Source organism: Pseudomonas chlororaphis subsp. piscium (genome assembly GCF_003850345.1).
Taxonomy (GTDB): domain Bacteria; phylum Pseudomonadota; class Gammaproteobacteria; order Pseudomonadales; family Pseudomonadaceae; genus Aquipseudomonas; species Aquipseudomonas piscium.
Genome location: NZ_CP027707.1, coordinates 106,528 through 131,439, shown reverse-complemented (window position 1 = coordinate 131,439; position 24,912 = coordinate 106,528). Strand labels below are relative to the sequence as shown.

The following is a 24,912-nucleotide window of genomic DNA, read 5'->3' as shown; positions in this document are numbered from 1 at the left end:
CGACTAATTATCATTTGTGACACCCGGGCAGTCGCATCCATGTCATCACCTGAGTTCGCGGTACAGGCGCTTTACAGCCATCACCATGGCTGGCTCAACACATGGTTGCGCAGCCGGCTGGGCAACGCCGCCGATGCGGCCGACCTGGCGCAAGACACCTTCGTGCGCCTGTTGCAGCGCACCGAACGCCTCGAACTCAAGGCCCCACGCGCTTTCCTGCGGACCATCGCCCGCGGTCTGGTGATCGACCACTGGCGCCGCGAGGAAATCGAACGCGCCTACCTGGAAACCATCGCCCATCTGCCAGAAGCCGAAGCCCCCAGCGAGGAAGCCCGCGCCCTGGTGCTGGAACTGCTGGAAAGCATCGCGCGCATGCTTGAAGGCCTGAAGCCGAAAGTGCGCAAGGCGTTCCTGCTGGCCCAGTGCGAAGGCCTGACCCACAAGCAGATCGCCGAACAGATGGGGCTATCCCTGCGTTCGGTGGAGCGTTACGTGGCCGATGCGCTGTTCCACTGCTACCTGCTGCGCTACGAGGCGTGAGCGCTGTGGATAACCCCTCGACCAACCTGCGCCGTCCTGCGGACCCCAGGCACCTGGTGGTCAAGCAGGCCATCAACTGGATGCTGCGCCTGCGCAACAACGCCGGTAATCCCCGGCTGTTGCAGCAATGCGATACCTGGCGCGCGGCCCATCACGAGCACGAACTGGCCTGGCAACGGGTGCAATCGCTGCAGCAGGAACTGCACAGCAATCTGCGGGCGGTGCCCAGTGCCCAGGTGGCCTTCGATACCCTGGAAAACAGCGCCCAGCGCCTCGGCCGCCGCCAGGCCCTGAAGCTGCTTGGCGGCGTCGTTCTGGTGGGCTCCGCCGCGTGGCTGGGCAAGGAGCAACTGGCCTGGCAGCAATGGAACGCCGACTTCGCCACCGCCACCGGCGAACGCCGCGGCTTCCAGTTGCCGGACGGCTCGCGCCTGGAACTCAACACCGACAGCGCCGCCGACATGGACTTCAATGCCCAGCAGCGGCTGATCCGGCTCAGCCGTGGGGAAATCATGCTGACCTGCGGGCCGGATCAGCAGGCGAGCCCCTTCAGGCCGCTACTGGTACGGACCCGCCATGGCCTGTTCGAAGGGTTCGACGCCAGTTTCGTGGTGCGCATGGAAGGCGGCTGCACGCGCCTGAGCGTCACCACCGGCAGCGTCGCCATCCACTCGCCACATACCGCCGATGGCGCCTCGGCCCGGGTACAGGCCGGGCAAAGCTATCTGGTCAGTGCATCCCAGGCGCTGCCGGTGCCGCCGCTGGACATGGACGTGGGCGCCTGGGCCGATGGCCTGATCGTCACCCGCAATATGCGGCTGGCGGATTTCATCCACGAGGTTGGGCGTTATCGCCACGGTTACCTGGGCTGTGCCGACGAGATCGGCGATCTGCGCCTGTCCGGCGTGTTCCGCCTGGAGGACACCGACAAACTGCTGGCGATCCTCCCGCAAACCCTGCCCGTGCGCCTGCGTTATCGCACCCGCTGGTGGGTCACCCTGGAGCGCCTGGCCTGAGGCGCTGCAATTCGTTGGAATTTTTTTGGCGGCTTTTTCCCGTGAGTCCGGCTTAGACAGTAAGCACTTCCATCTGCCTTCAGTGACTCAACGGAACCCTTCCATGATTGTGCACTTCCACCACTTCTCTTCTGCACGGCCCGCCCCCGGCCTGCGCCATGCCGTGCGCGTGGCCCTGCTCTCCTCGGCGCTGGGCGTCGTCGCCTTGCCTTGCCTGGCACAGGCGGCCGAGACGGGCGCGGCCAGCCTCAGCCACAGCTACAACATCCCCGGCGGCGCCCTGAGCGACGTACTCAACCGCTTCGCCCGCGAGGCCGGCATCACCTTGTCGATGACCCCAGCGCAGCTCCAGGGGCGCCAGTCCGCCGGCCTGAAGGGCGAGTACTCCACCGACCAGGCCCTGGGCCAGTTGCTCAACGGCTCCGGCCTGGAAGCGCTGAGCCAGGACGGCAGCAGCTATGTACTGCGGGCATTGCCCGAGACCGGCGCCCTGTCGTTGCCAACCACCGATATCAAGGGTTTCGCCCTGGGCAATGCCTTGGGCAGCATGGAAGGCTACAACGCCACCCACAGCCAGATCGCCACCAAGACCAGCACCGCGCTGCTGGAAACCTCGCAAAGCGTGTCGGTGGTAACCCGCGAACAGATGGACGACCAGGGTTCGCAAACCGTCTCCCAGACCATGCGCTACACCCCCGGCGTGCTGACCAACCCCTACGGCGCGACCCACAGGTACGACTACGTGGCCATGCGCGGCTTCAACGATGGCTCGGTGGATAACATCTACCTCGACGGCCTCAAGTCCATGGGCGACAGCGGCACCTACAGCACCATGCAGATCGATCCGTACTTCCTGGAGCGGGTGGACATCCTCAAGGGCCCTTCGTCGGTGCTTTATGGCCGCAGCTCCCCGGGCGGCCTGGTGGCGCTGACCAGCAAGAAGCCGCTGTTCGAGCCCTACCACCAGATCCAGGCCACGGTCGGCACCCAGGGCCAGCGCGGCATGGGCTTCGACTTCAGCGGCCCGGTGGATGACGACAAGCGCATCGCCTATCGCCTAACCGGGCTGGCGGACCGCTCCGACACCCAGTTCGACCACAACAAGGAAAAACGCTACGCCCTGGCACCGACCCTGAGCATCGACTTCACCGATGACACCTCGCTGACCCTGCAGGCGTACTTGCAACACGATCCGGATGGCGGCTACCACAGCGGCATGCCGGCCGACGGCGCGCTGCACCAGCGCAACGGCCAGCGGATCTCCGAGAACTTTTTCGAAGGCGAACCGGGCATCGATCGCTACAAGCGCGATCAGCAGTCGTTCGGCTATCAGTTCGAACATCGCTTCAACGATGTCTTCACCGCGCGGCAGAACTTCCGCTACCTCGACTCCAAGGTGAAGCTGGACCAGGTCTACGGCTACGGCTGGACCACGCCGACCAGCAACGAGCTGAACCGCTACTACACCGGCGGCGACGAGAAGCTGCATGCGTTCATCGTCGACAACATGCTGCAGGCCGAATTTCTCACCGGCGCGACCAAGCACACGGTGCTGATGGGTGCCGATTACCAACGGCGCAAGACGGTGGTGGACTGGACCAGCGGCTCGGTGGCGCCGATCAACGCGTTCGATCCGGTCTATGGCAACTCGGCCATCACTTACTACGACCCGGTCAGCTATCTGCGTCGCCTTGAGCAGACCGGCGTTTACCTGCAAGACCTGATCGAGATGGACCAGTGGCGCTTCTCCCTGGGCCTGCGCCAGGACTGGGTGGAGACTTCGGACGAGAACCGCCTGGCCGAAGCCTCGCGCCCGGTGGGCACCGAGATCAACGACAAGCGCACCACGCTGACGGGCCGCGCCGGGGCGCTGTACCTGTTCGATAACGGGCTGGCGCCTTACATCAGCTACTCCGAGTCCTTCAACCCCAACTCCTACGCGGACAGCGCCGGCAACCCGTTGGCGCCTACCGATGGCACTCAGTGGGAACTGGGCCTGAAGTACCAGCCACCGGGCACGGATGACCTGTACACCGCCTCCCTGTTCCGCATCGACCAGGAGAACCTGGCCACCAAGCTGCCCCAGGAAAACTTCTATCGCGCGGTCGGCGCCGTACGTTCCCAGGGCCTGGAACTGGAAGCGCACCTGCAGCTGAATAACAACCTCAAGGTACTCGGCAGCTACACCTTCACCGATATCGAGTACTCGAAGTCGATGATCAGTACCTTGAGCACCGCCACCGACATCATCGAGAACAAGGGCAACTCGCCAACCCAGGCGCCGCGGCACATGGCTTCGCTCTGGGCCGACTACAGGTTCGACAGCGGTTCGCTCGACGGCCTGCGCCTGGGTGGCGGTGTGCGGTACGTGGGCTACAGCTGGGCGGATGCGGAGAACACCATGAAGGTGCCGTCCTACACCCTGTTCGATGCCTCCATCGGCTATGACCTGGGCAAGGTCGGCCTGAAGGGTGTGGATGTCCGGCTCAATGCCAACAACCTGACCAACGAATCCTACATCGCCTCCTGTGCCAGCCTGAGCTTCTGCTACATGGGCGAGGAGCGGAACGTCGCGGCCACGGTCAGCTACCAGTTCTAATCATTTGTCGTTCCCCCGAAGCCAGCGCACGCGCTGGCTTTGTCGTCTCTACGGGAAAATTCCATGCGCGCAATTCTGGTTCTACTGCATCGTTATATCGGCCTGGCCACCGCGGTGTTTCTGCTGCTGGCGGGGCTGACCGGCAGCCTGCTGGCCTTCAATCACGAGCTGGACGAGTGGCTCAACCCGGGGTTCTACGAGGCCCCTGCCGAGGGTCAGGCACTGCCGCCTGGAACCCTGGTCGACCAGGTGCAGGCGCAGCATCCGCGCCTGCAGGTCTGGTACATGGAGTACCCCAACGAGCCCGGACATACTGCGCTGCTCGCCGCGGTGCCGCGTAACGACCCGGCCACGGGCAAGCCGTTCGACGATCCCAACCAGGTGTTTTACCTGGACCCGGTCAGTGGCGAGCAGATCGGCAAGCGGTTCTGGGGTGCCTGCTGTTTTCAGCGGGAGAATCTCATCCCCTTCATTCTCGAATTCCACTACAACCTGACGCTGCCGGGTAACTGGGGGCTGGTATTGATGGGGCTGGTGGCGATCTTCTGGGTCGTCGATTGCTTCATTGCCTTGTTCCTCACCCTGCCCCGTGGCCGGCCGTTCTGGAAGAAGTGGTCGACTGCCTGGAAGATCAAGGGCGGGCACGCCTATCGTCTCAATATGGATCTGCATCGGGCCGGTGGGTTATGGCTGTGGTTACTGCTGCTGCCGATTGCCATCAGCAGCGTGGCGATGAACCTGCCGAGCCAGGTGTTCAAGCCGGTGGTGTCCCTGCTCTCGCCGATCGAACCGAGCGTCTATGAGGCCCGTGGGCGCATGCCCAGCGATCAGTTGGGGGTTACCCGACTCACCTATCAACAGGCTTATGAACGGGCCCAGGAAGAAGGCAAACGGCTGGGCCTGACAGCGGCGATCGGTGAGCTGTATTACAGCTTCGAATACAACTTCTATGGTGCCGGTTTCGGTCAGCACGATACCGAGGCCCATGGTAAGTCGTGGCTGTTCTTTCATGGCACGGATGGGCGTCTGCTGGGGCAGGAGATTGCCGGGCAAGGCACCTTGGGCGAGCGGTTTTATCGGCTGCAACTGCCGATCCATGGCGGTCGGATCATTGGCTTTACCGGGCAGGTGCTTATTGCGGTATTGGGGGTGGTGATTGCGATGCTGTCCGTCACCGGGATCTATATCTGGTGGCGTAAATGGCTGGCCCGCAGAAGCAGCAAGATGCGTCAGCGGTGAGGTGAGAGGTGCTTCACTCTGTTCTGATGTTCTGGAGTGGCGGTTGGGATTCAGGTCTCCCGCTGGGTGACCTGGAGGCCTGGTTCAGGTGTAAGCCCAGAGGCTTTCAGGCGTACAAAAACAAAACCCCTGTCTGCGTCAGCAGACAGGGGTTTCGGAATTCAATCTTGACGATGACCTACTCTCACATGGGGAAACCCCACACTACCATCGGCGATGCATCGTTTCACTGCTGAGTTCGGGATGGGATCAGGTGGTTCCAATGCTCTATGGTCGTCAAGAAATTCTGTGGCCGGACCGTTGGCTCAAGGGCCGAACGTGCCAGCAAAATCGGGAACTTCTACAAAAACAAAACCCCAACTGCCTTCGCAATTGGGGTTTCGGAATTTAATCTTGACGATGACCTACTCTCACATGGGGAAACCCCACACTACCATCGGCGATGCATCGTTTCACTGCTGAGTTCGGGATGGGATCAGGTGGTTCCAATGCTCTATGGTCGTCAAGAAATTCGGTGTGCCGATTCGTCTTTCGACGCTTCAGCAAATTGGGTATGCGATAGTTTGTGTGTTTTCTCGAACTTTCGGTTCGTTTCGTCTTCACACACCGCAACTTGCTTCTAAGCAAATTGCTTGGGTGTTATATGATCAAGCCTCACGGGCAATTAGTATTGGTTAGCTCAACGCCTCACAGCGCTTACACACCCAACCTATCAACGTCGTAGTCTTCGACGGCCCTTCAGGGAACTCAAGGTTCCAGTGAGATCTCATCTTGAGGCAAGTTTCCCGCTTAGATGCTTTCAGCGGTTATCTTTTCCGAACATAGCTACCCGGCAATGCCACTGGCGTGACAACCGGAACACCAGAGGTTCGTCCACTCCGGTCCTCTCGTACTAGGAGCAGCCCCTCTCAAATCTCAAACGTCCACGGCAGATAGGGACCGAACTGTCTCACGACGTTCTAAACCCAGCTCGCGTACCACTTTAAATGGCGAACAGCCATACCCTTGGGACCGGCTTCAGCCCCAGGATGTGATGAGCCGACATCGAGGTGCCAAACACCGCCGTCGATATGAACTCTTGGGCGGTATCAGCCTGTTATCCCCGGAGTACCTTTTATCCGTTGAGCGATGGCCCTTCCATACAGAACCACCGGATCACTAAGACCTACTTTCGTACCTGCTCGACGTGTCTGTCTCGCAGTCAAGCGCGCTTTTGCCTTTATACTCTACGACCGATTTCCGACCGGTCTGAGCGCACCTTCGTACTCCTCCGTTACTCTTTAGGAGGAGACCGCCCCAGTCAAACTACCCACCATACACTGTCCTCGATCCGGATAACGGACCTGAGTTAGAACCTCAAAGTTGCCAGGGTGGTATTTCAAGGATGGCTCCACGCGAACTGGCGTCCACGCTTCAAAGCCTCCCACCTATCCTACACAAGCAAATTCAAAGTCCAGTGCAAAGCTATAGTAAAGGTTCACGGGGTCTTTCCGTCTAGCCGCGGATACACTGCATCTTCACAGCGATTTCAATTTCACTGAGTCTCGGGTGGAGACAGCGCCGCCATCGTTACGCCATTCGTGCAGGTCGGAACTTACCCGACAAGGAATTTCGCTACCTTAGGACCGTTATAGTTACGGCCGCCGTTTACCGGGGCTTCGATCAAGAGCTTCGCGTTAGCTAACCCCATCAATTAACCTTCCGGCACCGGGCAGGCGTCACACCCTATACGTCCACTTTCGTGTTTGCAGAGTGCTGTGTTTTTAATAAACAGTCGCAGCGGCCTGGTATCTTCGACCGGCATGGGCTTACGGAGCAAGTCCTTCACCCTCACCGGCGCACCTTCTCCCGAAGTTACGGTGCCATTTTGCCTAGTTCCTTCACCCGAGTTCTCTCAAGCGCCTTGGTATTCTCTACCCAACCACCTGTGTCGGTTTGGGGTACGGTTCCTAGTTATCTGAAGCTTAGAAGCTTTTCTTGGAAGCATGGCATCAACCACTTCGTCACCTAAAAGGTAACTCGTCATCAGCTCTCGGCCTTAGAATCCCGGATTTACCTAAGATTCCAGCCTACCACCTTAAACTTGGACAACCAACGCCAAGCTGGCCTAGCCTTCTCCGTCCCTCCATCGCAATAACTAGAAGTACAGGAATATTAACCTGTTTTCCATCGACTACGCTTTTCAGCCTCGCCTTAGGGACCGACTAACCCTGCGTCGATTAACGTTGCGCAGGAAACCTTGGTCTTTCGGCGTGGGTGTTTTTCACACCCATTGTCGTTACTCATGTCAGCATTCGCACTTCTGATACCTCCAGCAAGCTTCTCAACTCACCTTCACAGGCTTACAGAACGCTCCTCTACCGCATCACTTACGTGATACCCGTAGCTTCGGTGTATGGTTTGAGCCCCGTTACATCTTCCGCGCAGGCCGACTCGACTAGTGAGCTATTACGCTTTCTTTAAAGGGTGGCTGCTTCTAAGCCAACCTCCTAGCTGTCTAAGCCTTCCCACATCGTTTCCCACTTAACCATAACTTTGGGACCTTAGCTGACGGTCTGGGTTGTTTCCCTTTTCACGACGGACGTTAGCACCCGCCGTGTGTCTCCCATGCTCGGCACTTGTAGGTATTCGGAGTTTGCATCGGTTTGGTAAGTCGGGATGACCCCCTAGCCGAAACAGTGCTCTACCCCCTACAGTGATACATGAGGCGCTACCTAAATAGCTTTCGAGGAGAACCAGCTATCTCCGAGCTTGATTAGCCTTTCACTCCGATCCACAGGTCATCCGCTAACTTTTCAACGGTAGTCGGTTCGGTCCTCCAGTCAGTGTTACCTAACCTTCAACCTGCCCATGGATAGATCGCCCGGTTTCGGGTCTATACCCAGCGACTAAACGCCCTATTAAGACTCGCTTTCGCTACGCCTCCCCTATTCGGTTAAGCTCGCCACTGAATATAAGTCGCTGACCCATTATACAAAAGGTACGCAGTCACAGAACAAAGTCTGCTCCCACTGCTTGTACGCATACGGTTTCAGGATCTATTTCACTCCCCTCTCCGGGGTTCTTTTCGCCTTTCCCTCACGGTACTAGTTCACTATCGGTCAGTCAGTAGTATTTAGCCTTGGAGGATGGTCCCCCCATATTCAGACAAAGTTTCTCGTGCTCCGTCCTACTCGATTTCATGACTAAGAGATTTTCGCGTACAGGGCTATCACCCACTATGGCCGCACTTTCCAGAGCGTTCCGCTAATCTCAAAGCCACTTAAGGGCTAGTCCCCGTTCGCTCGCCACTACTAAGGGAATCTCGGTTGATTTCTTTTCCTCAGGGTACTTAGATGTTTCAGTTCCCCTGGTTCGCCTCTTGCACCTATGTATTCAGTACAAGATAACCATCTTATGATGGCTGGGTTCCCCCATTCAGACATCTCCGGATCAAAGTCTGTTTGCCGACTCCCCGAAGCTTTTCGCAGGCTACCACGTCTTTCATCGCCTCTGACTGCCAAGGCATCCACCGTATGCGCTTCTTCACTTGACCATATAACCCCAAGCAATCTGGTTATACTATGAAGACGACATTCGCCGAAAATTCGCGATTAAACTCACAAATTTTACCTTAGCCTGAATAAACACCAGTGAAAGTGCTATCCAGTCTATCTTTCTATCACATACCCAAATTTTTAAAGAACGATTCTGATAAAGATCAGAAATCAACATTCATCGCCGTTTTGGCGGAATGCTCATTTCTAAGCTTTAAACGATGGAGACCAATCTGTAATGGTGGAGCCAAGCGGGATCGAACCGCTGACCTCCTGCGTGCAAGGCAGGCGCTCTCCCAGCTGAGCTATGGCCCCGTATCGCTACAGGGTGCACCAGTAATTGGTGGGTCTGGGCAGATTCGAACTGCCGACCTCACCCTTATCAGGGGTGCGCTCTAACCAACTGAGCTACAGACCCAATCGTCTTCTTCAATGAATCAAGCAATTCGTGTGGGAGCTTATGAAGCAGCTGATGTCGTCGATTAAGGAGGTGATCCAGCCGCAGGTTCCCCTACGGCTACCTTGTTACGACTTCACCCCAGTCATGAATCACACCGTGGTAACCGTCCTCCCGAAGGTTAGACTAGCTACTTCTGGTGCAACCCACTCCCATGGTGTGACGGGCGGTGTGTACAAGGCCCGGGAACGTATTCACCGCGACATTCTGATTCGCGATTACTAGCGATTCCGACTTCACGCAGTCGAGTTGCAGACTGCGATCCGGACTACGATCGGTTTTATGGGATTAGCTCCACCTCGCGGCTTGGCAACCCTCTGTACCGACCATTGTAGCACGTGTGTAGCCCAGGCCGTAAGGGCCATGATGACTTGACGTCATCCCCACCTTCCTCCGGTTTGTCACCGGCAGTCTCCTTAGAGTGCCCACCATTACGTGCTGGTAACTAAGGACAAGGGTTGCGCTCGTTACGGGACTTAACCCAACATCTCACGACACGAGCTGACGACAGCCATGCAGCACCTGTCTCAATGTTCCCGAAGGCACCAATCCATCTCTGGAAAGTTCATTGGATGTCAAGGCCTGGTAAGGTTCTTCGCGTTGCTTCGAATTAAACCACATGCTCCACCGCTTGTGCGGGCCCCCGTCAATTCATTTGAGTTTTAACCTTGCGGCCGTACTCCCCAGGCGGTCAACTTAATGCGTTAGCTGCGCCACTAAGAGCTCAAGGCTCCCAACGGCTAGTTGACATCGTTTACGGCGTGGACTACCAGGGTATCTAATCCTGTTTGCTCCCCACGCTTTCGCACCTCAGTGTCAGTATCAGTCCAGGTGGTCGCCTTCGCCACTGGTGTTCCTTCCTATATCTACGCATTTCACCGCTACACAGGAAATTCCACCACCCTCTACCATACTCTAGCTCGCCAGTTTTGGATGCAGTTCCCAGGTTGAGCCCGGGGATTTCACATTCAACTTAACGAACCACCTACGCGCGCTTTACGCCCAGTAATTCCGATTAACGCTTGCACCCTCTGTATTACCGCGGCTGCTGGCACAGAGTTAGCCGGTGCTTATTCTGTCGGTAACGTCAAAATACTCACGTATTAGGTAAGTACCCTTCCTCCCAACTTAAAGTGCTTTACAATCCGAAGACCTTCTTCACACACGCGGCATGGCTGGATCAGGCTTTCGCCCATTGTCCAATATTCCCCACTGCTGCCTCCCGTAGGAGTCTGGACCGTGTCTCAGTTCCAGTGTGACTGATCATCCTCTCAGACCAGTTACGGATCGTCGCCTTGGTGAGCCATTACCTCACCAACTAGCTAATCCGACCTAGGCTCATCTGATAGCGCAAGGCCCGAAGGTCCCCTGCTTTCTCCCGTAGGACGTATGCGGTATTAGCGTCCGTTTCCGAACGTTATCCCCCACTACCAGGCAGATTCCTAGGCATTACTCACCCGTCCGCCGCTCTCAAGAGAAGCAAGCTCCTCTCTACCGCTCGACTTGCATGTGTTAGGCCTGCCGCCAGCGTTCAATCTGAGCCATGATCAAACTCTTCAGTTCAAACATCTTTGGGTTTTGAGAAAACCCTAAACTTGGCTCAGCAATCGTTGGTTACATCTTTGATTTCTCGCGGAGTAACTTGTGATGCTGATAATCTTTCTGACTATCAGTCTGACTCCACAAGCACCCACACGAATTGCTTGATTCAGTTGTTAAAGAGCGGTTGGTTAAGTCTTTCGTCTCAACCGAGGCGCGCATTCTACAGCAGCCTCTGCATCTGTCAAGCGGTTATTTTAAGAAGTTTTCAAAGTTTCCTTTGCAACTTCAACCACTTGCGCTTCCGATCTCTCGTCAGCGGGAGGCGAATTCTACAGCGTTACACGCTGCTGTCAACACCTCTTTTTCTCCGCTTTCGACCGAGAAGATCGAATCGTTAATAAGGCGAAAACAAGACACCTTACCAACTCCTTCGGGCTTCGATGAACTGAAGCGTAACCGCTGTCGAAAACTGCGTAACTCATTGAATCTCAAGGAGTTTTCCGTTTCGACTGCGCCGGAAGTGGGGCGAATTATAGACCTGTAGAATCTGCCGTCAACCCCTAATTTGCTTTTACTATGAATAAACCTGAAAACACCCCAAAAGGGGTGTTTTCAGCCCCCGTATATAGAAGGGGTCGGTTGCTCTCTATATAGAAGAGCGCATTCACAGCACGCCCGAGGCTCGCAACGCATCCACGGACTCAAGCTCAAGCCCCAGCACCCGCTGCAGAACCTGGGCTGTATGCTCTCCTAATAGAGGAGGAGCATGACGGTACTCGACCGGCGTTTCGGAGAGACGGATCGGACTCGCCACCTGAGGCACCAGCCCGGCCAACGCATGAGGCAGCTCGATCGCCAGCCCGCGCGCCTTGACCTGCGGATCCTCGAACATCTGCGCCAGGTCGTTGATAGGGCCGCAAGGCACTCCCGCCTGCTCCAACTGGGCGACCCACTCAGCAGTGGTCTTGAACACAGTGGCCTGACGAATCAATGGGATCAGCACCGCCCGATTGGCAACCCGCAGCTTATTAGTCGCAAAGCGCGGATCGTCCGCCCACTGCGGCTGGCCCGCCACCTCGGCAAACTTGCGGAACTGCCCGTCATTCCCCACGGTAAGGATGAAATCGCCATCCGCCGTAGGAAAGTCCTGATAAGGCACGATATTCGGATGAGCATTACCCAGGCGCTTGGGAGCGACTCCGGTGGTCAGGTAGTTCATCGCCTGGTTGGCCAGACACGCAACCTGCACATCCAGCAGCGCCATATCGATGCGCTGCCCGCCACCGTTGTGCTGCCGATGCGCCAGCGCGGCAAGAATCGCGACAGTCGAGTACAGCCCCGTCAGGATGTCCGTCAACGCTACGCCGACCTTCACCGGCCCAGCGCCTTCTTCACCCTCGGGACGCCCGGTCAGGCTCATCAGCCCGCCCAGCCCCTGGATCATGAAATCGTAGCCGGCACGCTTGGCATAAGGCCCCGTCTGGCCAAAGCCGGTAATGGAGCAATAGATCAGGTCAGGGTTGAGCGCCTTCAGTGACTGGTAATCCAACCCATAGGCCGCCAATCCGCCGACCTTGAAGTTCTCGATCAGAATGTCGGACTTGGCCGCCAGCTCGCGCACCAGGCGCTGACCTTCCGGCCGAGTGAAGTCGATGGTCACCGATTGCTTGTTACGGTTGGCCGACAGGTAATAGGCAGCCTCCGTGGTGTTCTCGCCATAAGCGTCCTTGAGGAAAGGCGGCCCCCAGGCGCGTGTATCGTCACCATTGCCCGGACGCTCGACCTTGATCACCTCGGCCCCCAGGTCCGCCAGGATCTGACCGGCCCAAGGCCCGGCCAGCACTCGCGACAAGTCCAGCACCCGCAAATGAGATAACGCGCCCATGGTCGTTCTCCTATCAGTAGAACGCCTGGATGCCGGTCTGCGCGCGCCCCAGGATCAGCGCATGGACGTCATGGGTCCCTTCGTAGGTGTTCACCACTTCCAGGTTGACCAGGTGGCGGGCGATACCGAACTCGTCGGAGATGCCGTTACCACCCAGCATGTCGCGGGCCATGCGAGCGATGTCCAGCGACTTGCCGCAGGAGTTGCGCTTCATGATCGAAGTGATTTCAACCGCCGCCGTGCCTTCATCCTTCATCCGGCCCAGACGCAGACAGCCTTGGAGAGCGAGGGTGATCTCGGTCTGCATGTCTGCCAGTTTTTTCTGGATCAGCTGGGTGGCCGCCAGCGGGCGACCGAATTGCTGACGGTCCAGGGTGTATTGGCGAGCTGTGTGCCAGCAGAATTCGGCCGCACCCAGAGCGCCCCAGGAAATGCCGTAGCGGGCAGAGTTCAGGCAGGTGAATGGACCTTTCAGGCCACGCACGTCCGGGAAGATGTTCTCTTCCGGCACAAAAACGTTGTCCATGACGATTTCGCCGGTGATGGAGGCGCGCAGGCCGACCTTGCCGTGAATCGCCGGAGCACTCAGACCTTTCCAGCCTTTCTCCAGCACGAAGCCACGGATATCGCCGGCATCGTCCTTGGCCCACACCACGAATACGTCAGCGATCGGACTGTTGGTAATCCACATCTTGCTGCCAGTCAGGCTGTAACCGCCGTCGACCTTACGGGCACGGGTAATCATCGCGCCCGGATCGGAGCCATGGTTAGGCTCGGTCAGACCGAAGCAGCCGATCCACTCGCCAGAGGCCAGCTTCGGCAGATACTTCTGCTTCTGGGCTTCGGTACCAAATTCGTTGATTGGCACCATCACCAGGGAGGACTGCACGCTCATCATCGAGCGGTAGCCGGAGTCCACACGCTCCACTTCACGGGCAATCAGGCCGTAGCAGACATAGTTCAGACCGCTGCCGCCATACTGCTCGGGGATGGTGGCACCCAGCAGGCCAACTTCGCCCATTTCACGGAAGATCGCCGGGTCGGTCTTTTCATGACGGAAAGCTTCGAGCACACGTGGCGCCAGCTTGCCTTGAGCGAATTGCTCGGCACTGTCGCGCACCATGCGCTCTTCTTCAGTGAGCTGTTGATCCAGCAGAAGGGGATCGATCCAGTTGAAGCTTGCTTTACCGCCCATGAGTGAGTCCTCGTGAAGTAGGTCAACGTTCGTGGGTTGATCCTAGGCCGGCTTTGCGGGCGCGGCAAACGAGGATTTCGCATACTGTTGTGCTAATTTCTCACTCCGTAACAGCCGAAATCGGCTTTTAGCGATTCCATTAGTGAGATTGCCGTACATGCGCAGAAAGATCCCCAGCACTGCCGCCCTCATCAGCTTCGAAGCCGCCGCACGTCACGAGAGCTTTACCAAGGCGGCGCAGGAGCTTTCGCTGACGCAAGGTGCTATTTGCCGACAAATCGCCAGCCTGGAAGAGTTTCTCGGGGTCGAACTGTTCCGCCGCTCCCGACGCGGCGTCAAGCTGACCGAAGCCGGGCTCTCCTACAGCCGCCGCGTGGCCACCCAACTGGACGCGGTGGAACGCGACACGCTTTCTGTCATGGGCCAGCAGGGCGCCAACGTCATCGAGCTGGCGGTGGTCCCGACCTTTGGCACCCAATGGCTGTTGCCCCGGCTCAAGGATTTTCAGCAGCGACACCCGGAAGTCACGGTCAACCTGACCAACCGCACGCGGCCTTTCCTGTTCGCCGATACCGACTTCGACGCCGCGATTTACTTTGGTGACGCCGACTGGTCGGGTACCCAATCCCATCGCCTGATGGGAGAAAACCCGATGCCGGTGTGCAGCCCCGCAACCCTGGGCAACCGCACCCGGCTAAGCGCCGAAGAAATCGCCGAGCTGCCGCTGCTGCAGCAGACCACGCGCCCCTATGCCTGGCGGCAATGGTTCAACTCACAGCACCTGAATATCCCGCGAGACATGACAGGCCCGCGTTACGAACTATTCTCCATGCTGGCGCAGGCCGCCATGCACGACATGGGCATCGCTCTGATCCCGCCATTCCTTATTCAACGGGAGCTGAGGGAAAAGCGCCTGGTGATCGCCAACCCCGAAGCCCTGGCGAGCATCAAGGCGTATTACCTGATGATTCCCGAGCGCAAGGTGGAATCAGCGTCTTTACGGGCTTTTCGCGATTGGCTGGTGGAGCAGGCACAAAGCTACAGCCTTGAGAAATAGCAGGGCAGGGCGACAAGTTGACTTAGTAGTCAGAAAAAACAAAACACTACAGATATAACTAAATGTCGCATTCAGACAGACTGTATCGATAAGCGGAAAAACCGTCCTATAAGCGCCTAACCACGCGGCTTGTAGGGCTTTTTGAGGGCCATAAACGCTCATTCACATGAGCAATGTGAAAAATGTTTTATTTTCCGTCTAAATCCTTACAAGGCACGGCTTACAAGGAATTGAGCCCTACCCTTGCGACATTCGGTCACGGGGTGACTTGTAGTTAATTTTCCGTCACCCCTCATAATCCCTTGAAGGGCGTAATGTTCGCCTGCAAAATGCCGCGCCCCGCCTTGATTCTGGCGGGATCGTGCTGATCGGCCGCCCCAGCTGCACCATCCGTAGTGCGCTGGCCTTCTAAAAAAGATCGAAAGCAATAAGATCACGCAGGAGATTTGACGTGCACATTGGTGTTCCTCTCGAGACCCAAACGGGTGAAACACGGGTTGCTGCAACCCCGGAAACCATCAAGAAACTGATCGGCCAGGGTCATAAAGTCACTGTGCAGAGCGGCGCCGGCATCAACGCCAGTGTTGTCGACAGTGCCTATGAAGCGGCAGGTGCAACCATTGGCAGCGCCAACGATGCATTCGGCGCGGAGCTGATTCTCAAGGTCGTGGCTCCCAGCGACAGTGAGCTGGCCCTGATCAAAAGCGGCACCGTCCTGGTGGGCATGCTCAATCCGTTCAGCAATGAAACCATTGCCAAGATGGCCGAATGCGGCATCACCGCCTTTGCCCTGGAAGCAGCGCCACGTACCTCGCGGGCCCAGAGCCTGGATGTGCTGTCCTCGCAAGCCAACATCGCCGGTTACAAGGCGGTGCTGCTGGCTGCCCACTATTACCCGCGCTTCATGCCGATGCTGATGACTGCCGCGGGCACCGTGAAAGCCGCTCGCGTGCTGATTCTCGGTGCCGGGGTTGCCGGTCTGCAGGCCATCGCTACCGCCAAGCGCCTGGGCGCCGTGATCGAGGCCTCGGACGTGCGTCCGGCGGTCAAGGAACAGATCGAATCCCTGGGGGCCAAGTTCGTCGACGTGCCTTACGAGACCGATGAAGAGCGCGAATGCGCCGTCGGTGTCGGTGGTTACGCGCGCCCGATGCCTGCCAGCTGGATGCAGCGCCAGGCCCAGGCCGTGCACGAACGCGCCAAACAGGCGGACATCGTGATCACCACCGCCCTGATTCCAGGCCGCAAGGCGCCAGTACTGCTGAGCGCCGAAACCGTGGCCCAGATGAAGCCAGGCTCAGTGGTCGTCGACCTCGCCGCGGCCCAGGGCGGCAACTGCCCGCTGACCGTGGCGGATCAGGTGGTCGTCGAAAATGGCGTGACCATTGTCGGCCCGACCAACCTGGCCGGCGCTGTCGCTGCCGATGCCTCGGCGCTGTACGCCCGCAACCTGCTGGACTTCCTGAAGCTCGTCTTCACCAAAGAAGGTCAGTTCGAGGTCAACCTAGAAGACGACATCGTCGCCGCGTGCCTGATGTGCCGCGACGGCCAAGTCATCCGTAAAAACGCCTAAGCAGGGATTCAGACGATGGAAGAGCTTATCTCCCCCGGTATCTACAACCTGATCATCTTCGTGCTGGCGATTTATGTCGGTTATCACGTGGTCTGGAACGTTACACCCGCACTGCACACCCCGCTGATGGCGGTAACCAACGCCATTTCGGCGATCGTGATCGTCGGCGCCATGCTGGCCGCCGCCCTGACCGTGACGCCGCTGGGCAAGACCATGGGCACGCTGGCCGTGGCCCTGGCCGCGGTCAACGTGTTCGGCGGCTTCCTGGTAACCCGCCGCATGCTTGAGATGTTCAAGAAAAAAGCCCCGAAAGCCGTAAAAGAAGAGGCGCCCAAGTAATGAGCATGAATCTGGTAACGACGCTCTACCTGATCGCGTCGATCTGCTTTATCCAGGCCCTCAAAGGCCTGTCGCACCCGACTTCCTCGCGTCGCGGCAACCTGTTCGGCATGCTCGGCATGGCCCTGGCGATCGTCACCACCGTCGGCCTGGTATTCAAGCTGGGCGCGGAACTGGCGACCGTTGGCATCGGCTACGTGATCGTCGGCCTGCTGATCGGCGGTACCGCCGGCTCGATCATGGCCAAGCGCGTGGAAATGACCAAGATGCCGGAGTTGGTGGCCTTCATGCACAGCATGATCGGTCTGGCAGCGGTGTTCATCGCCATCGCCGCCGTGGTCGAGCCGCAGTCCCTGGGCATCGTCAAGCAGCTGGGCGATTCGATTCCGGCCGGTAACCGCCTGGAGCTGTTCCTCGGCGCGGCCATCGGTGCCATCACCTTCTCCGGTTCGGTGATCGCCTTCGGCAAGCTTTCGGGCAAGTACAAGTTCCGCCTGTTCCAGGGCGCACCGGTACAGTTCGGCGGCCAACACAAGCTGAACCTGATTCTCGGCCTGGCGACCCTGGGCCTGGGCGTGACCTTCATGCTCACCGGCAACCTCGGCGCCTTCGCCCTGATGCTGGTCCTGGCCTTCGTGCTGGGCGTGCTGATCATCATCCCGATCGGCGGTGCCGACATGCCGGTGGTGGTGTCGATGCTCAACAGCTACTCGGGCTGGGCGGCGGCGGGGATCGGCTTCTCGCTGAACAACTCGATGCTGATCATCGCCGGCTCCCTGGTGGGTTCGTCCGGTGCGATCCTGTCGTACATCATGTGCAAGGCGATGAACCGTTCGTTCTTCAACGTACTGCTTGGCGGTTTCGGTAACACCGCCGACGCTGGCGGCCCGGCGGGCACACAAGAGGCCCGTCCGGTGAAGTCCGGCTCGGCCGACGACGCCACCTTCCTGCTGACCAACGCCGACACCGTGATCATCGTTCCGGGTTACGGCCTGGCGGTCGCGCGGGCACAGCACGCACTGAAGGAGCTGACCGAGAAACTGGTACACCGTGGCGTGACCGTGAAGTACGCGATCCACCCGGTAGCGGGGCGCATGCCCGGCCACATGAACGTACTGCTGGCCGAAGCTGAAGTGCCGTACGACCAGGTGTTCGAGATGGAAGACATCAACTCCGAGTTCGGCCAGGCCGACGTGGTGCTGGTGCTCGGCGCCAACGACGTGGTCAACCCGGCGGCGAAGAACGATCCGAAATCGCCGATCGCCGGCATGCCGATTCTCGAAGCGTTCAAGGCCAAGACCGTCATCGTCAACAAGCGTTCGATGGCCAGCGGTTATGCCGGCCTGGACAACGAACTGTTCTACCTGGACAAGACCATGATGGTGTTCGGCGACGCCAAGAAAGTCATCGAAGACATGGTCAAAGCCGTCGAGTAAAACCTGCTCCAGCGCAACACCCAAGACCTCAGCCTTTAGTAGGCTGGGGTTTTTTATTTCCCGCACAAACCCGACAAAAGGCTCTAAATCGCGGCCTTTCATTCGACCTTGGTAGCGGGACGAATTTTTTTGAAATCACTAGACTGCGCATCTTGCTTCCGCTGCCCGAGATAACAATCCATGTACCGTGATCGTATCCGCTTGCCTTCGTTGTTGGATAAGGTGATGAGCGCCGCTGACGCTGCCGCTCTGATTCAGGACGGCATGACCGTCGGCATGAGCGGTTTCACCCGCGCCGGCGAAGCCAAGGCCGTGCCCCATGCGTTGGCCGAGCGCGCCAAGGTAACCCCACTGAAAATCAGCCTGATGACCGGCGCCAGCCTGGGCAATGACCTCGACAAGCAACTGACCGAGGCCGGTGTCCTGGCCCGACGCATGCCGTTCCAGGTCGACAGCACCCTGCGCAAGGCAATCAATGCCGGCGAGGTGATGTTCATCGACCAGCACCTGTCGGAAACCGTGGAGCAGCTGCGCAACCAGCAGCTCAAGCTGCCGGACATCGCCGTCATCGAAGCCGTGGCGATCACCGAGCAAGGCCATATCGTGCCGACCACCTCGGTGGGCAACTCCGCCAGTTTCGCGATCTTCGCCAAGCACGTGATCGTCGAGATCAACCTGGCGCACAACCCGAACCTGGAAGGCCTGCACGACATCTATATCCCGACCTACCGGCCGACCCGCACGCCTATCCCGCTGGTGAAGGTCGACGACCGTATCGGCAGCACCGCCATCCCGATCCCGGCGGAGAAGATCGTCGCCATCGTCATCACCAACCAGGCGGACTCGCCATCCACCGTTTCGACGCCAGACAGCGAAACCCAGGGGATCGCCAATCACCTGATCAACTTCTTCAAGCAGGAAGTGGACGCTGGGCGCATGAGCAACAAGCTCGGCCCGCTGCAGGCAGGCATCGGCAATATCGCCAACGCAGTGATGTGCGGCCTGATCGAGTCGCCGTTCGAAGACCTGACCATGTACTCCGAAGTGCTGCAGGATTCGACTTTCGACCTGATCGACGCCGGCAAGCTGAGCTTCGCCTCGGGCAGCTCAATCACCCTGTCGAGCCGTCGCAACGCCGATGTGTTCGGCAACCTGGAGCGTTACAAGGACAAGCTGGTGCTGCGCCCGCAGGAGATCTCCAACCATCCGGAAGTGGTGCGTCGCCTGGGCATCATCGGCATCAACACCGCCCTGGAGTTCGACATCTACGGCAACGTCAACTCCACCCACGTCTGCGGCACTCGGATGATGAACGGCATCGGCGGTTCGGGTGACTTCGCTCGCAACGCGCACCTGGCGATCTTCGTCACCAAGTCCATCGCCAAGGGCGGGGCGATTTCCAGCGTGGTGCCGATGGTCAGCCACGTCGACCACACCGAACACGACGTCGACATCCTGGTGACCGAAGTCGGCCTGGCCGACCTGCGTGGCCTGGCGCCACGGGAGCGGGCACGGGTGATCATCGACAACTGTGTACACCCGGACTATCGCCAACCCCTGAATGACTACTTCAGCGCAGCCTGCGCCCTGGGCGGCCACACGCCGCACATCCTGCGCGATGCCCTGCGCTGGCACATGAACCTGGAAGAAACCGGGCGCATGCTCGCTGTGTGATGGGTACAGTCGAGGGCTGACGCAAGCACAGTTGCGTCAGCCCATCGACATCCTTCAAACGGCCTTCAAAAACTGTACTACTGTACCGGTCTTTTATCGCCTTCAGCCCCTGCCTTTTTCGAGAAAACACCTTGAAACGCACCAAAATGGTGCCGACAGGTACAGTTGCATCATTTCCGAACAGTACAGCACCTATAAACAGTTAACTGGTCCCTCACAATACAGATGAACTGTATCTAGAGAGACTGGCGCGAGAGGAGGATCATGGGCACCAGTTAAACCACTACCTAATCCCGCCACAAGCGGAAGGATGCACACCATGGAACGTACACTCAGTTCCGAACTGTTCTTCGAAGACAAAGCTGCAAAAACCCAGGCTTCCATGCCTCTGCGCGTTCTCGCCAACCTGATGCTGTGGCAGCGCCGCATCTCCAGCCGCCACCAACTGGCTCGCCTGGATTCGCGTCTGCTGGCTGACGCTGGTATCAGCGAAGCTCAACGCTACGAAGAGCTGAGCAAGCCGTTCTGGCGCTAAGTTAGCGTCGCTGGCCCTGACCCACCGGGTCCACTGCCAGCACCTAGAATTGAAAAAACAAAACCCGTCGCGGGCAACCGCGACGGGTTTTGTCGTTTAAGGCCTGGCAATGTTGGAAACAGCCGGTACAGAAGGGGTAAGGCCAGACAGGTACAGTTTTAAAATAAATACATCTGAACCAGTACAATTTCACACTGGTGTATCTGTATACGCGCCTGCGTGAATAGCAACATGGTGTCCCAAGTCCCTGACTTCGGCCTGCCGAAAGGACCGCACCATGAACCACATACCAGGACGTATCGCACCTCTCAGCTTTTCCCATCCTCAGATAAGCGTGTGGAAACGCTTGTTCCGCGCCTTGTGCCAGATGCAGCAGAACGCCCGAACACGTCGTGTGCTGGCAGGGCTCAACGATCAGCAATTGTCCGATGTAGGCATCAGCCACAGCGACCGCATGGCCGAGCTGGACAAACCCTTCTGGCGCTAGTTCGTACCAAGACAGCAGAAGAGGGCTATTCGAACAGATGGGGTGGGCCTAATATCCGGCAGTGTGTAGCGATCTTTCTGAAGGGGCGACTGATTCATCTGCCCCTCAGTGGCTACCCGGTGCCCACTCAGCACCACCCTATCTGTTATCAAGGAGTTTTACCTATGTCCCGTCTTCGCCTGCTCAGCGCTGCTGCCTTGCTGGCCTTGGCCTCCAACGCCCACGCCTCCAGCTTTATCGTCACCACCGATGCGGTAGTCGGCGCACTCAAGGCCACTTCCGATGCGACATCCGACGTCACCTCCTCATTCCGTGACAACAAAATCGTGCGCGCCGCTCGTGACGACGCCGCCAGTTTTGTCGCCACCGAAGGCGCCATTCGCGGCGTGAAGCTGGAAAGCGCGTTTGACCACATCCGCCAACAGTTGCCACAACTGAGCGCTACCGACGCCCAGCTCGCTCAGGCCATCCTGACGATCTGACCGCCGGTCCGGTGACGGGTGCGCCCAACGCACCCGAAACCCTGGGCGCTGGCTCTCGCCCGGGCATTGCGCTAGCCTTGCCGCTGGTTTTTCAGCTGTCGAGACTCATGCGTTTTTCCACCTTGCTTACCGTCCCTTCGTTGATTGCCCTGTGCTGGAGTGGCTCGGCCGCTGCTTTCGACCTGAGCACACAAGGCCTGGTCATCACTGGCTACGCCACCAGCAAGGTGACCTCTGCACCTTTCGATAACAAACGCCTACTGGCTGCCCAGGATGACGCCGCGGCGTTCATTGCCACTGACGGCCACCTGCGCGGAGCCCGGCTGGAATCAGCCCTGAACTACCTGCGTAAAACCCAGCCACAACTTCATGCCGGCGACCTTGAACTGGCGCAGGCAATTCTCGTCCAATAACTATCCCTGTCATCCCGGAGTCGTTCCATGCGTAGCCCGCTGATTGCTGCCACCCTTGGCCTGTTGCTGTTGGCTGATGTAGCCCAGGCGCAAACCCTGGTAGCCACCAGTAACATCATCGTTCGAGCCTTTGGTCGTACCATCGATTTCACCTCGGACACCACCACCTCCATCCGCGACTCGAAAATCGTGCGTGCCGCTCATGACGACGCCGCCAGCTTCGTCGCCAGCGACGGCGATATTCGTGGCGCTCAGCTGGAAGCTGCCTTCGATACCTTGCGTAACCGCGTGCCGCAAGCCCGCGACGCCAGTGATCAGGTTCTCGCCGAAGCCATCCTCGCACTGTGAGGCCGCTCGCTGCCTGGCTGCTGGGCGCAGCGCTGTTACTCTTGGGCAACGGTGCTCAGGCCGGCCTGCAACTGCGGCTCAAGACCGAAGGCTTGAGCCCGGAGCAGCAGCACGCCAGCCAGGCGCTGCTGGATGAAGCGCTGCAAGCGCTGCCGCCGCGCTTCATCGAACAACTGGACCGTCGCATCGATGTCGGCTGGACCGACGACATGCCTCACAACGCTTACGGCCAGGCATCACTGGTCGACGAACTCGACCTGAATCGCAAACTGCTGGCCAGCCTCACCGACGGCAGCGCGGCCACCCAGAAAACCCATCGCCCCCATGGCACCGTGCGCCGGGAAATGCTCGCCACCGTGCTGCACGAACTCACCCATATTTATGACCGTTCGCGCCTGTGGTCAGGTGCCGAGCGCACGCTGATCCAGCGTTGCAGCCGCCAGAACAGCGCCTCCGGCCTGATCGGGCTGCCGGATCAGTGCCGCGGTCAGACCTCGCGCCGCTTCACCCTCAGCGACGACCCGCGCCTGCTCGACCTCGCCGGCTGGCCGCAATACGTTGGCCGCCGGGGCGAGCGCGAGCAATACAACCGCCAGATCGCCCGCAGCCCGGATATCTACGAAACGACCAACCCGAAAGAGTTCGTCGCGGTGAACATGGAGTACTTCCTCCTGGACCCGAGCTACGCCTGCCGCCGGCCGGCGCTGTACCGTTATTACCAGGAACACTTCGGCTGGGCGCCGAAGGCCAAGGACACTTGCACCCGGTCCTTCGCCTTCCTCAACGCCGGCAACGATTTCGCCAAGCAGCCGCTGGGCAAGGTCGACCCGGAGCGGGTCTATGCCGTGGATTACCTGCTGGCCGAGGCCAACCAGAACTGGGTCAGCCGCTGGGGGCATAGCATGTTGCGCCTGGTGATCTGTGCACCCGGCCGGCCGCGCGGACCGGATTGCCGGCTGGACCTCGAGCAGCACCTGGTGCTGTCCTACCGTGCCTTTGTCGGTGACGTACAGCTATCGAGCTGGGACGGCCTGGTCGGCAAATACCCATCCCGCCTGTTTATCCTGCCGCTGGCCCAGGTCATCGATGAATACACCAAGACCGAGCTGCGCAGCCTGGCCTCGGTGCCACTGAACCTGTCGCGCAACGAGATCGAAGAGGTGGTCGAGCGTGCGGCCGAGATGCACTGGAGCTACGACGGCAACTATTACTTCCTGTCCAATAACTGCGCCGTGGAAAGCCTGAAGCTGCTGCGCAGCGGCAGCAACAATGCCCAGCTGACCGGGCTCGACAGCATCATGCCCAACGGCCTGCTGGAAGTGCTCAAGGGCCGCGGCCTGGCCGACACCAGCGTACTGGACGATCCTCGCGAAGCCTTGCGCCTGGGGTATCGCTTCGACTCCTTCCGCGACCGTTACCAGGCGATGTTCGAGGTGCTGAAAAAACACCTGCCGATCAAACAGAACAGCGTCGAAGACTGGCTGTCCCTGAGTGCCGCGGAGCGTCGCCAATGGTTCGACCAGGCGGACCTGCGTACCAGCGCTGCCTTGCTGCTGCTCGAACAGGCGAGCTTCCGGCGCCAGCTGTTGCTGGCCCAGGACGAGGTCAAGCAACGTTATCTGGGGGCCCGCGACCTGCAGAACGGTGGCATGGACAAGGCCAACAAGACCCTGCAGGAAATCCTCGCCAACAGTGGCTTCCTCAGTCGCCCGGCCGAGTTGCTGGGCAGCAGCGGCTACGGCTTGCCACAGCCGAGCGAGTGGCAACGCCTGGAGTCGGAAAGCAGCCTGCGCCAGAAGCAGCTACAGGTGCTGACCGGTGATCTGGACAAGGAAGTACGGGCCCTGCTGGAGCCGAAACGCGCCGCCGAAATCGCCGCCAACGAAGCCAACCTGAAACAGGTCGGCGAACATCTGCGGGCCTTGCACAAGGCCGCGGGCGGACTCGAGCTGCCCTGACGCCAACAGCTTCGCGGGCAAGCCTCGCTCCTACAAGGACGCATTGCCCGCGAAGCGATCCCGCAACCTTACAACGTCTCCTCGGCCTCTCCCGGCAACTGCTCATCCAGGTGCAGCCAGGGCAAACGGCTGTCGGTCCAGATATGCCGCTCGGCAGGCGCCAGCTCCGGATGATCCAGGGTGGCGATGGTCACATCGATGCTGTCCGGGCTCAGTTGAGTGATCAACGCCACATGGGCACCGCAGTTCGGGCAGAAATACCGCGCGCAGCCCGGCGAGGAGTGGTAACACGTCGGCGTCCCAGCCAGCCACTGGAAAGCCGGGCGGGGCAGGGTGATCCAGGTGGTCACCAGGCCGCCGCTGACTCGTCGGCAGATCGAACAATGGCAATGGGCGATATCGCGCAGCGGCCCACTGAACTGATAACGCAGCTGGCCGCAGTGGCAACCGCCGGTGTGCAACAGGCTCATACAAGGACCTCCCATCGAATGACCGGGCCAGCGGCAAACTCCGCCGGCTGGCCGAACTGGTTGTTTTTTAACCGCACGTCGGCTCGCGGCGCATCCGATCATTGCTTTCTACAACGAAAGGTAGCTGAAAG

At 59.1% G+C, this 24,912-nt stretch carries 18 protein-coding genes, 2 tRNA genes and 4 rRNA genes; 15 read left to right on the top strand and 9 right to left on the bottom strand.

Features of this window, described 5'->3' with window-relative positions:
- Nucleotides 1-39: 39 nt before the first annotated feature.
- The 4 genes from C4K38_RS00645 (at nt 40) to C4K38_RS00630 (ending at nt 5,394) form a co-directional block, all read left to right on the top strand.
- Nucleotides 40-540, top strand: a complete 501-nt coding sequence (locus tag C4K38_RS00645; RefSeq protein ID WP_016705108.1) for a sigma-70 family RNA polymerase sigma factor — start codon at nt 40-42, stop codon at nt 538-540.
- A 5-nt stretch (nt 541-545) separates the two neighbouring features.
- On the top strand, nt 546-1,556 hold the full coding sequence (locus tag C4K38_RS00640) for a FecR domain-containing protein (protein ID WP_053276876.1): 1,011 nt from the start codon (nt 546-548) through the stop codon (nt 1,554-1,556).
- 103 nt (nt 1,557-1,659) lie between these two features.
- On the top strand, nt 1,660-4,155 hold the full coding sequence (locus C4K38_RS00635; RefSeq protein ID WP_053276875.1) for a TonB-dependent siderophore receptor: 2,496 nt from the start codon (nt 1,660-1,662) through the stop codon (nt 4,153-4,155).
- Between the two features lie 63 nt (nt 4,156-4,218).
- A complete protein-coding gene (locus C4K38_RS00630; RefSeq protein WP_053276874.1) occupies nt 4,219-5,394 on the top strand; it encodes a PepSY-associated TM helix domain-containing protein in 1,176 nt (391 codons plus the stop codon).
- Nucleotides 5,395-5,559: 165 nt separating this feature from the next.
- On the opposite strand, the gene rrf (C4K38_RS00625) is transcribed toward C4K38_RS00630, so the two are convergent.
- From rrf (C4K38_RS00625) to C4K38_RS00585, 8 genes are all read right to left on the bottom strand, one after another.
- Nucleotides 5,560-5,675: ribosomal RNA gene (gene rrf, locus C4K38_RS00625) — 5S ribosomal RNA — on the bottom strand.
- 110 nt (nt 5,676-5,785) lie between these two features.
- Nucleotides 5,786-5,901 (bottom strand): 5S ribosomal RNA (gene rrf, locus C4K38_RS00620).
- 136 nt (nt 5,902-6,037) lie between these two features.
- Nucleotides 6,038-8,929: ribosomal RNA gene (locus tag C4K38_RS00615) — 23S ribosomal RNA — on the bottom strand.
- Nucleotides 8,930-9,169: 240 nt separating this feature from the next.
- A tRNA-Ala gene (locus C4K38_RS00610) sits at nt 9,170-9,245 on the bottom strand.
- A gap of 26 nt (nt 9,246-9,271) precedes the next feature.
- Nucleotides 9,272-9,348, bottom strand: a tRNA-Ile gene (locus C4K38_RS00605).
- Between the two features lie 65 nt (nt 9,349-9,413).
- Nucleotides 9,414-10,950 (bottom strand): 16S ribosomal RNA (locus C4K38_RS00600).
- The 16S, 23S and 5S rRNA genes sit together here with 2 tRNA genes alongside, the layout of an rRNA operon.
- Before the next feature lie 643 nt (nt 10,951-11,593).
- The gene (locus C4K38_RS00590; RefSeq protein ID WP_053276863.1) at nt 11,594-12,814 is read right to left on the bottom strand and encodes a CaiB/BaiF CoA transferase family protein; all 1,221 of its coding nucleotides are present in this window, start codon (nt 12,812-12,814) and stop codon (nt 11,594-11,596) included.
- A 13-nt stretch (nt 12,815-12,827) separates the two neighbouring features.
- Nucleotides 12,828-14,009 (bottom strand): acyl-CoA dehydrogenase, encoded by a 1,182-nt coding sequence (locus tag C4K38_RS00585; RefSeq protein ID WP_025806792.1) that lies wholly within the window; start codon nt 14,007-14,009, stop codon nt 12,828-12,830.
- 157 nt (nt 14,010-14,166) lie between these two features.
- Between C4K38_RS00585 and C4K38_RS00580 the strand changes: the two genes are divergently transcribed.
- From C4K38_RS00580 to C4K38_RS00530, 11 genes are all read left to right on the top strand, one after another.
- Nucleotides 14,167-15,066, top strand: coding sequence for a LysR family transcriptional regulator (locus tag C4K38_RS00580; protein ID WP_009046306.1), 900 nt, complete (start codon nt 14,167-14,169; stop codon nt 15,064-15,066).
- 451 nt (nt 15,067-15,517) lie between these two features.
- Nucleotides 15,518-16,639, top strand: a complete 1,122-nt coding sequence (locus tag C4K38_RS00575; RefSeq protein ID WP_016703895.1) for a Re/Si-specific NAD(P)(+) transhydrogenase subunit alpha — start codon at nt 15,518-15,520, stop codon at nt 16,637-16,639.
- A gap of 15 nt (nt 16,640-16,654) precedes the next feature.
- Nucleotides 16,655-16,978 (top strand): NAD(P) transhydrogenase subunit alpha part 2, encoded by a 324-nt coding sequence (locus C4K38_RS00570; protein WP_003187010.1) that lies wholly within the window; start codon nt 16,655-16,657, stop codon nt 16,976-16,978.
- Entirely contained in the window at nt 16,978-18,414 is a 1,437-nt protein-coding gene (locus C4K38_RS00565; protein WP_053276862.1) for an NAD(P)(+) transhydrogenase (Re/Si-specific) subunit beta, read from the top strand. The genes C4K38_RS00570 and C4K38_RS00565 overlap by 1 nt, the downstream gene beginning before the upstream one ends.
- A gap of 180 nt (nt 18,415-18,594) precedes the next feature.
- Nucleotides 18,595-20,088 carry a succinyl-CoA:acetate CoA-transferase ScpC gene (gene scpC / locus C4K38_RS00560; protein ID WP_053276861.1) on the top strand — a complete coding sequence of 498 codons (1,494 nt, stop codon included), beginning with the start codon at nt 18,595-18,597 and terminating at the stop codon, nt 20,086-20,088.
- A 319-nt stretch (nt 20,089-20,407) separates the two neighbouring features.
- Nucleotides 20,408-20,623 (top strand): DUF1127 domain-containing protein, encoded by a 216-nt coding sequence (locus C4K38_RS00555; protein ID WP_009041553.1) that lies wholly within the window; start codon nt 20,408-20,410, stop codon nt 20,621-20,623.
- A gap of 277 nt (nt 20,624-20,900) precedes the next feature.
- Nucleotides 20,901-21,110: a DUF1127 domain-containing protein gene (locus C4K38_RS00550; protein WP_169915331.1), complete on the top strand. Its 210-nt coding sequence runs from the start codon at nt 20,901-20,903 to the stop codon at nt 21,108-21,110.
- 164 nt (nt 21,111-21,274) lie between these two features.
- On the top strand, nt 21,275-21,592 hold the full coding sequence (locus tag C4K38_RS00545) for a DUF2388 domain-containing protein (RefSeq protein ID WP_007924251.1): 318 nt from the start codon (nt 21,275-21,277) through the stop codon (nt 21,590-21,592).
- Between the two features lie 107 nt (nt 21,593-21,699).
- Nucleotides 21,700-22,005, top strand: a complete 306-nt coding sequence (locus C4K38_RS00540; RefSeq protein ID WP_053276873.1) for a DUF2388 domain-containing protein — start codon at nt 21,700-21,702, stop codon at nt 22,003-22,005.
- A gap of 27 nt (nt 22,006-22,032) precedes the next feature.
- A complete protein-coding gene (locus tag C4K38_RS00535) occupies nt 22,033-22,353 on the top strand; it encodes a DUF2388 domain-containing protein (protein WP_009041550.1) in 321 nt (106 codons plus the stop codon).
- A complete protein-coding gene (locus C4K38_RS00530; protein WP_053276860.1) occupies nt 22,350-24,311 on the top strand; it encodes a DUF7844 domain-containing protein in 1,962 nt (653 codons plus the stop codon). The genes C4K38_RS00535 and C4K38_RS00530 overlap by 4 nt, the downstream gene beginning before the upstream one ends.
- A gap of 68 nt (nt 24,312-24,379) precedes the next feature.
- Here the strand turns inward: C4K38_RS00530 and C4K38_RS00525 are convergent, their stop codons facing one another.
- Nucleotides 24,380-24,781 (bottom strand): GFA family protein, encoded by a 402-nt coding sequence (locus C4K38_RS00525; RefSeq protein ID WP_053276859.1) that lies wholly within the window; start codon nt 24,779-24,781, stop codon nt 24,380-24,382.
- Nucleotides 24,782-24,912: the final 131 nt, after the last annotated feature.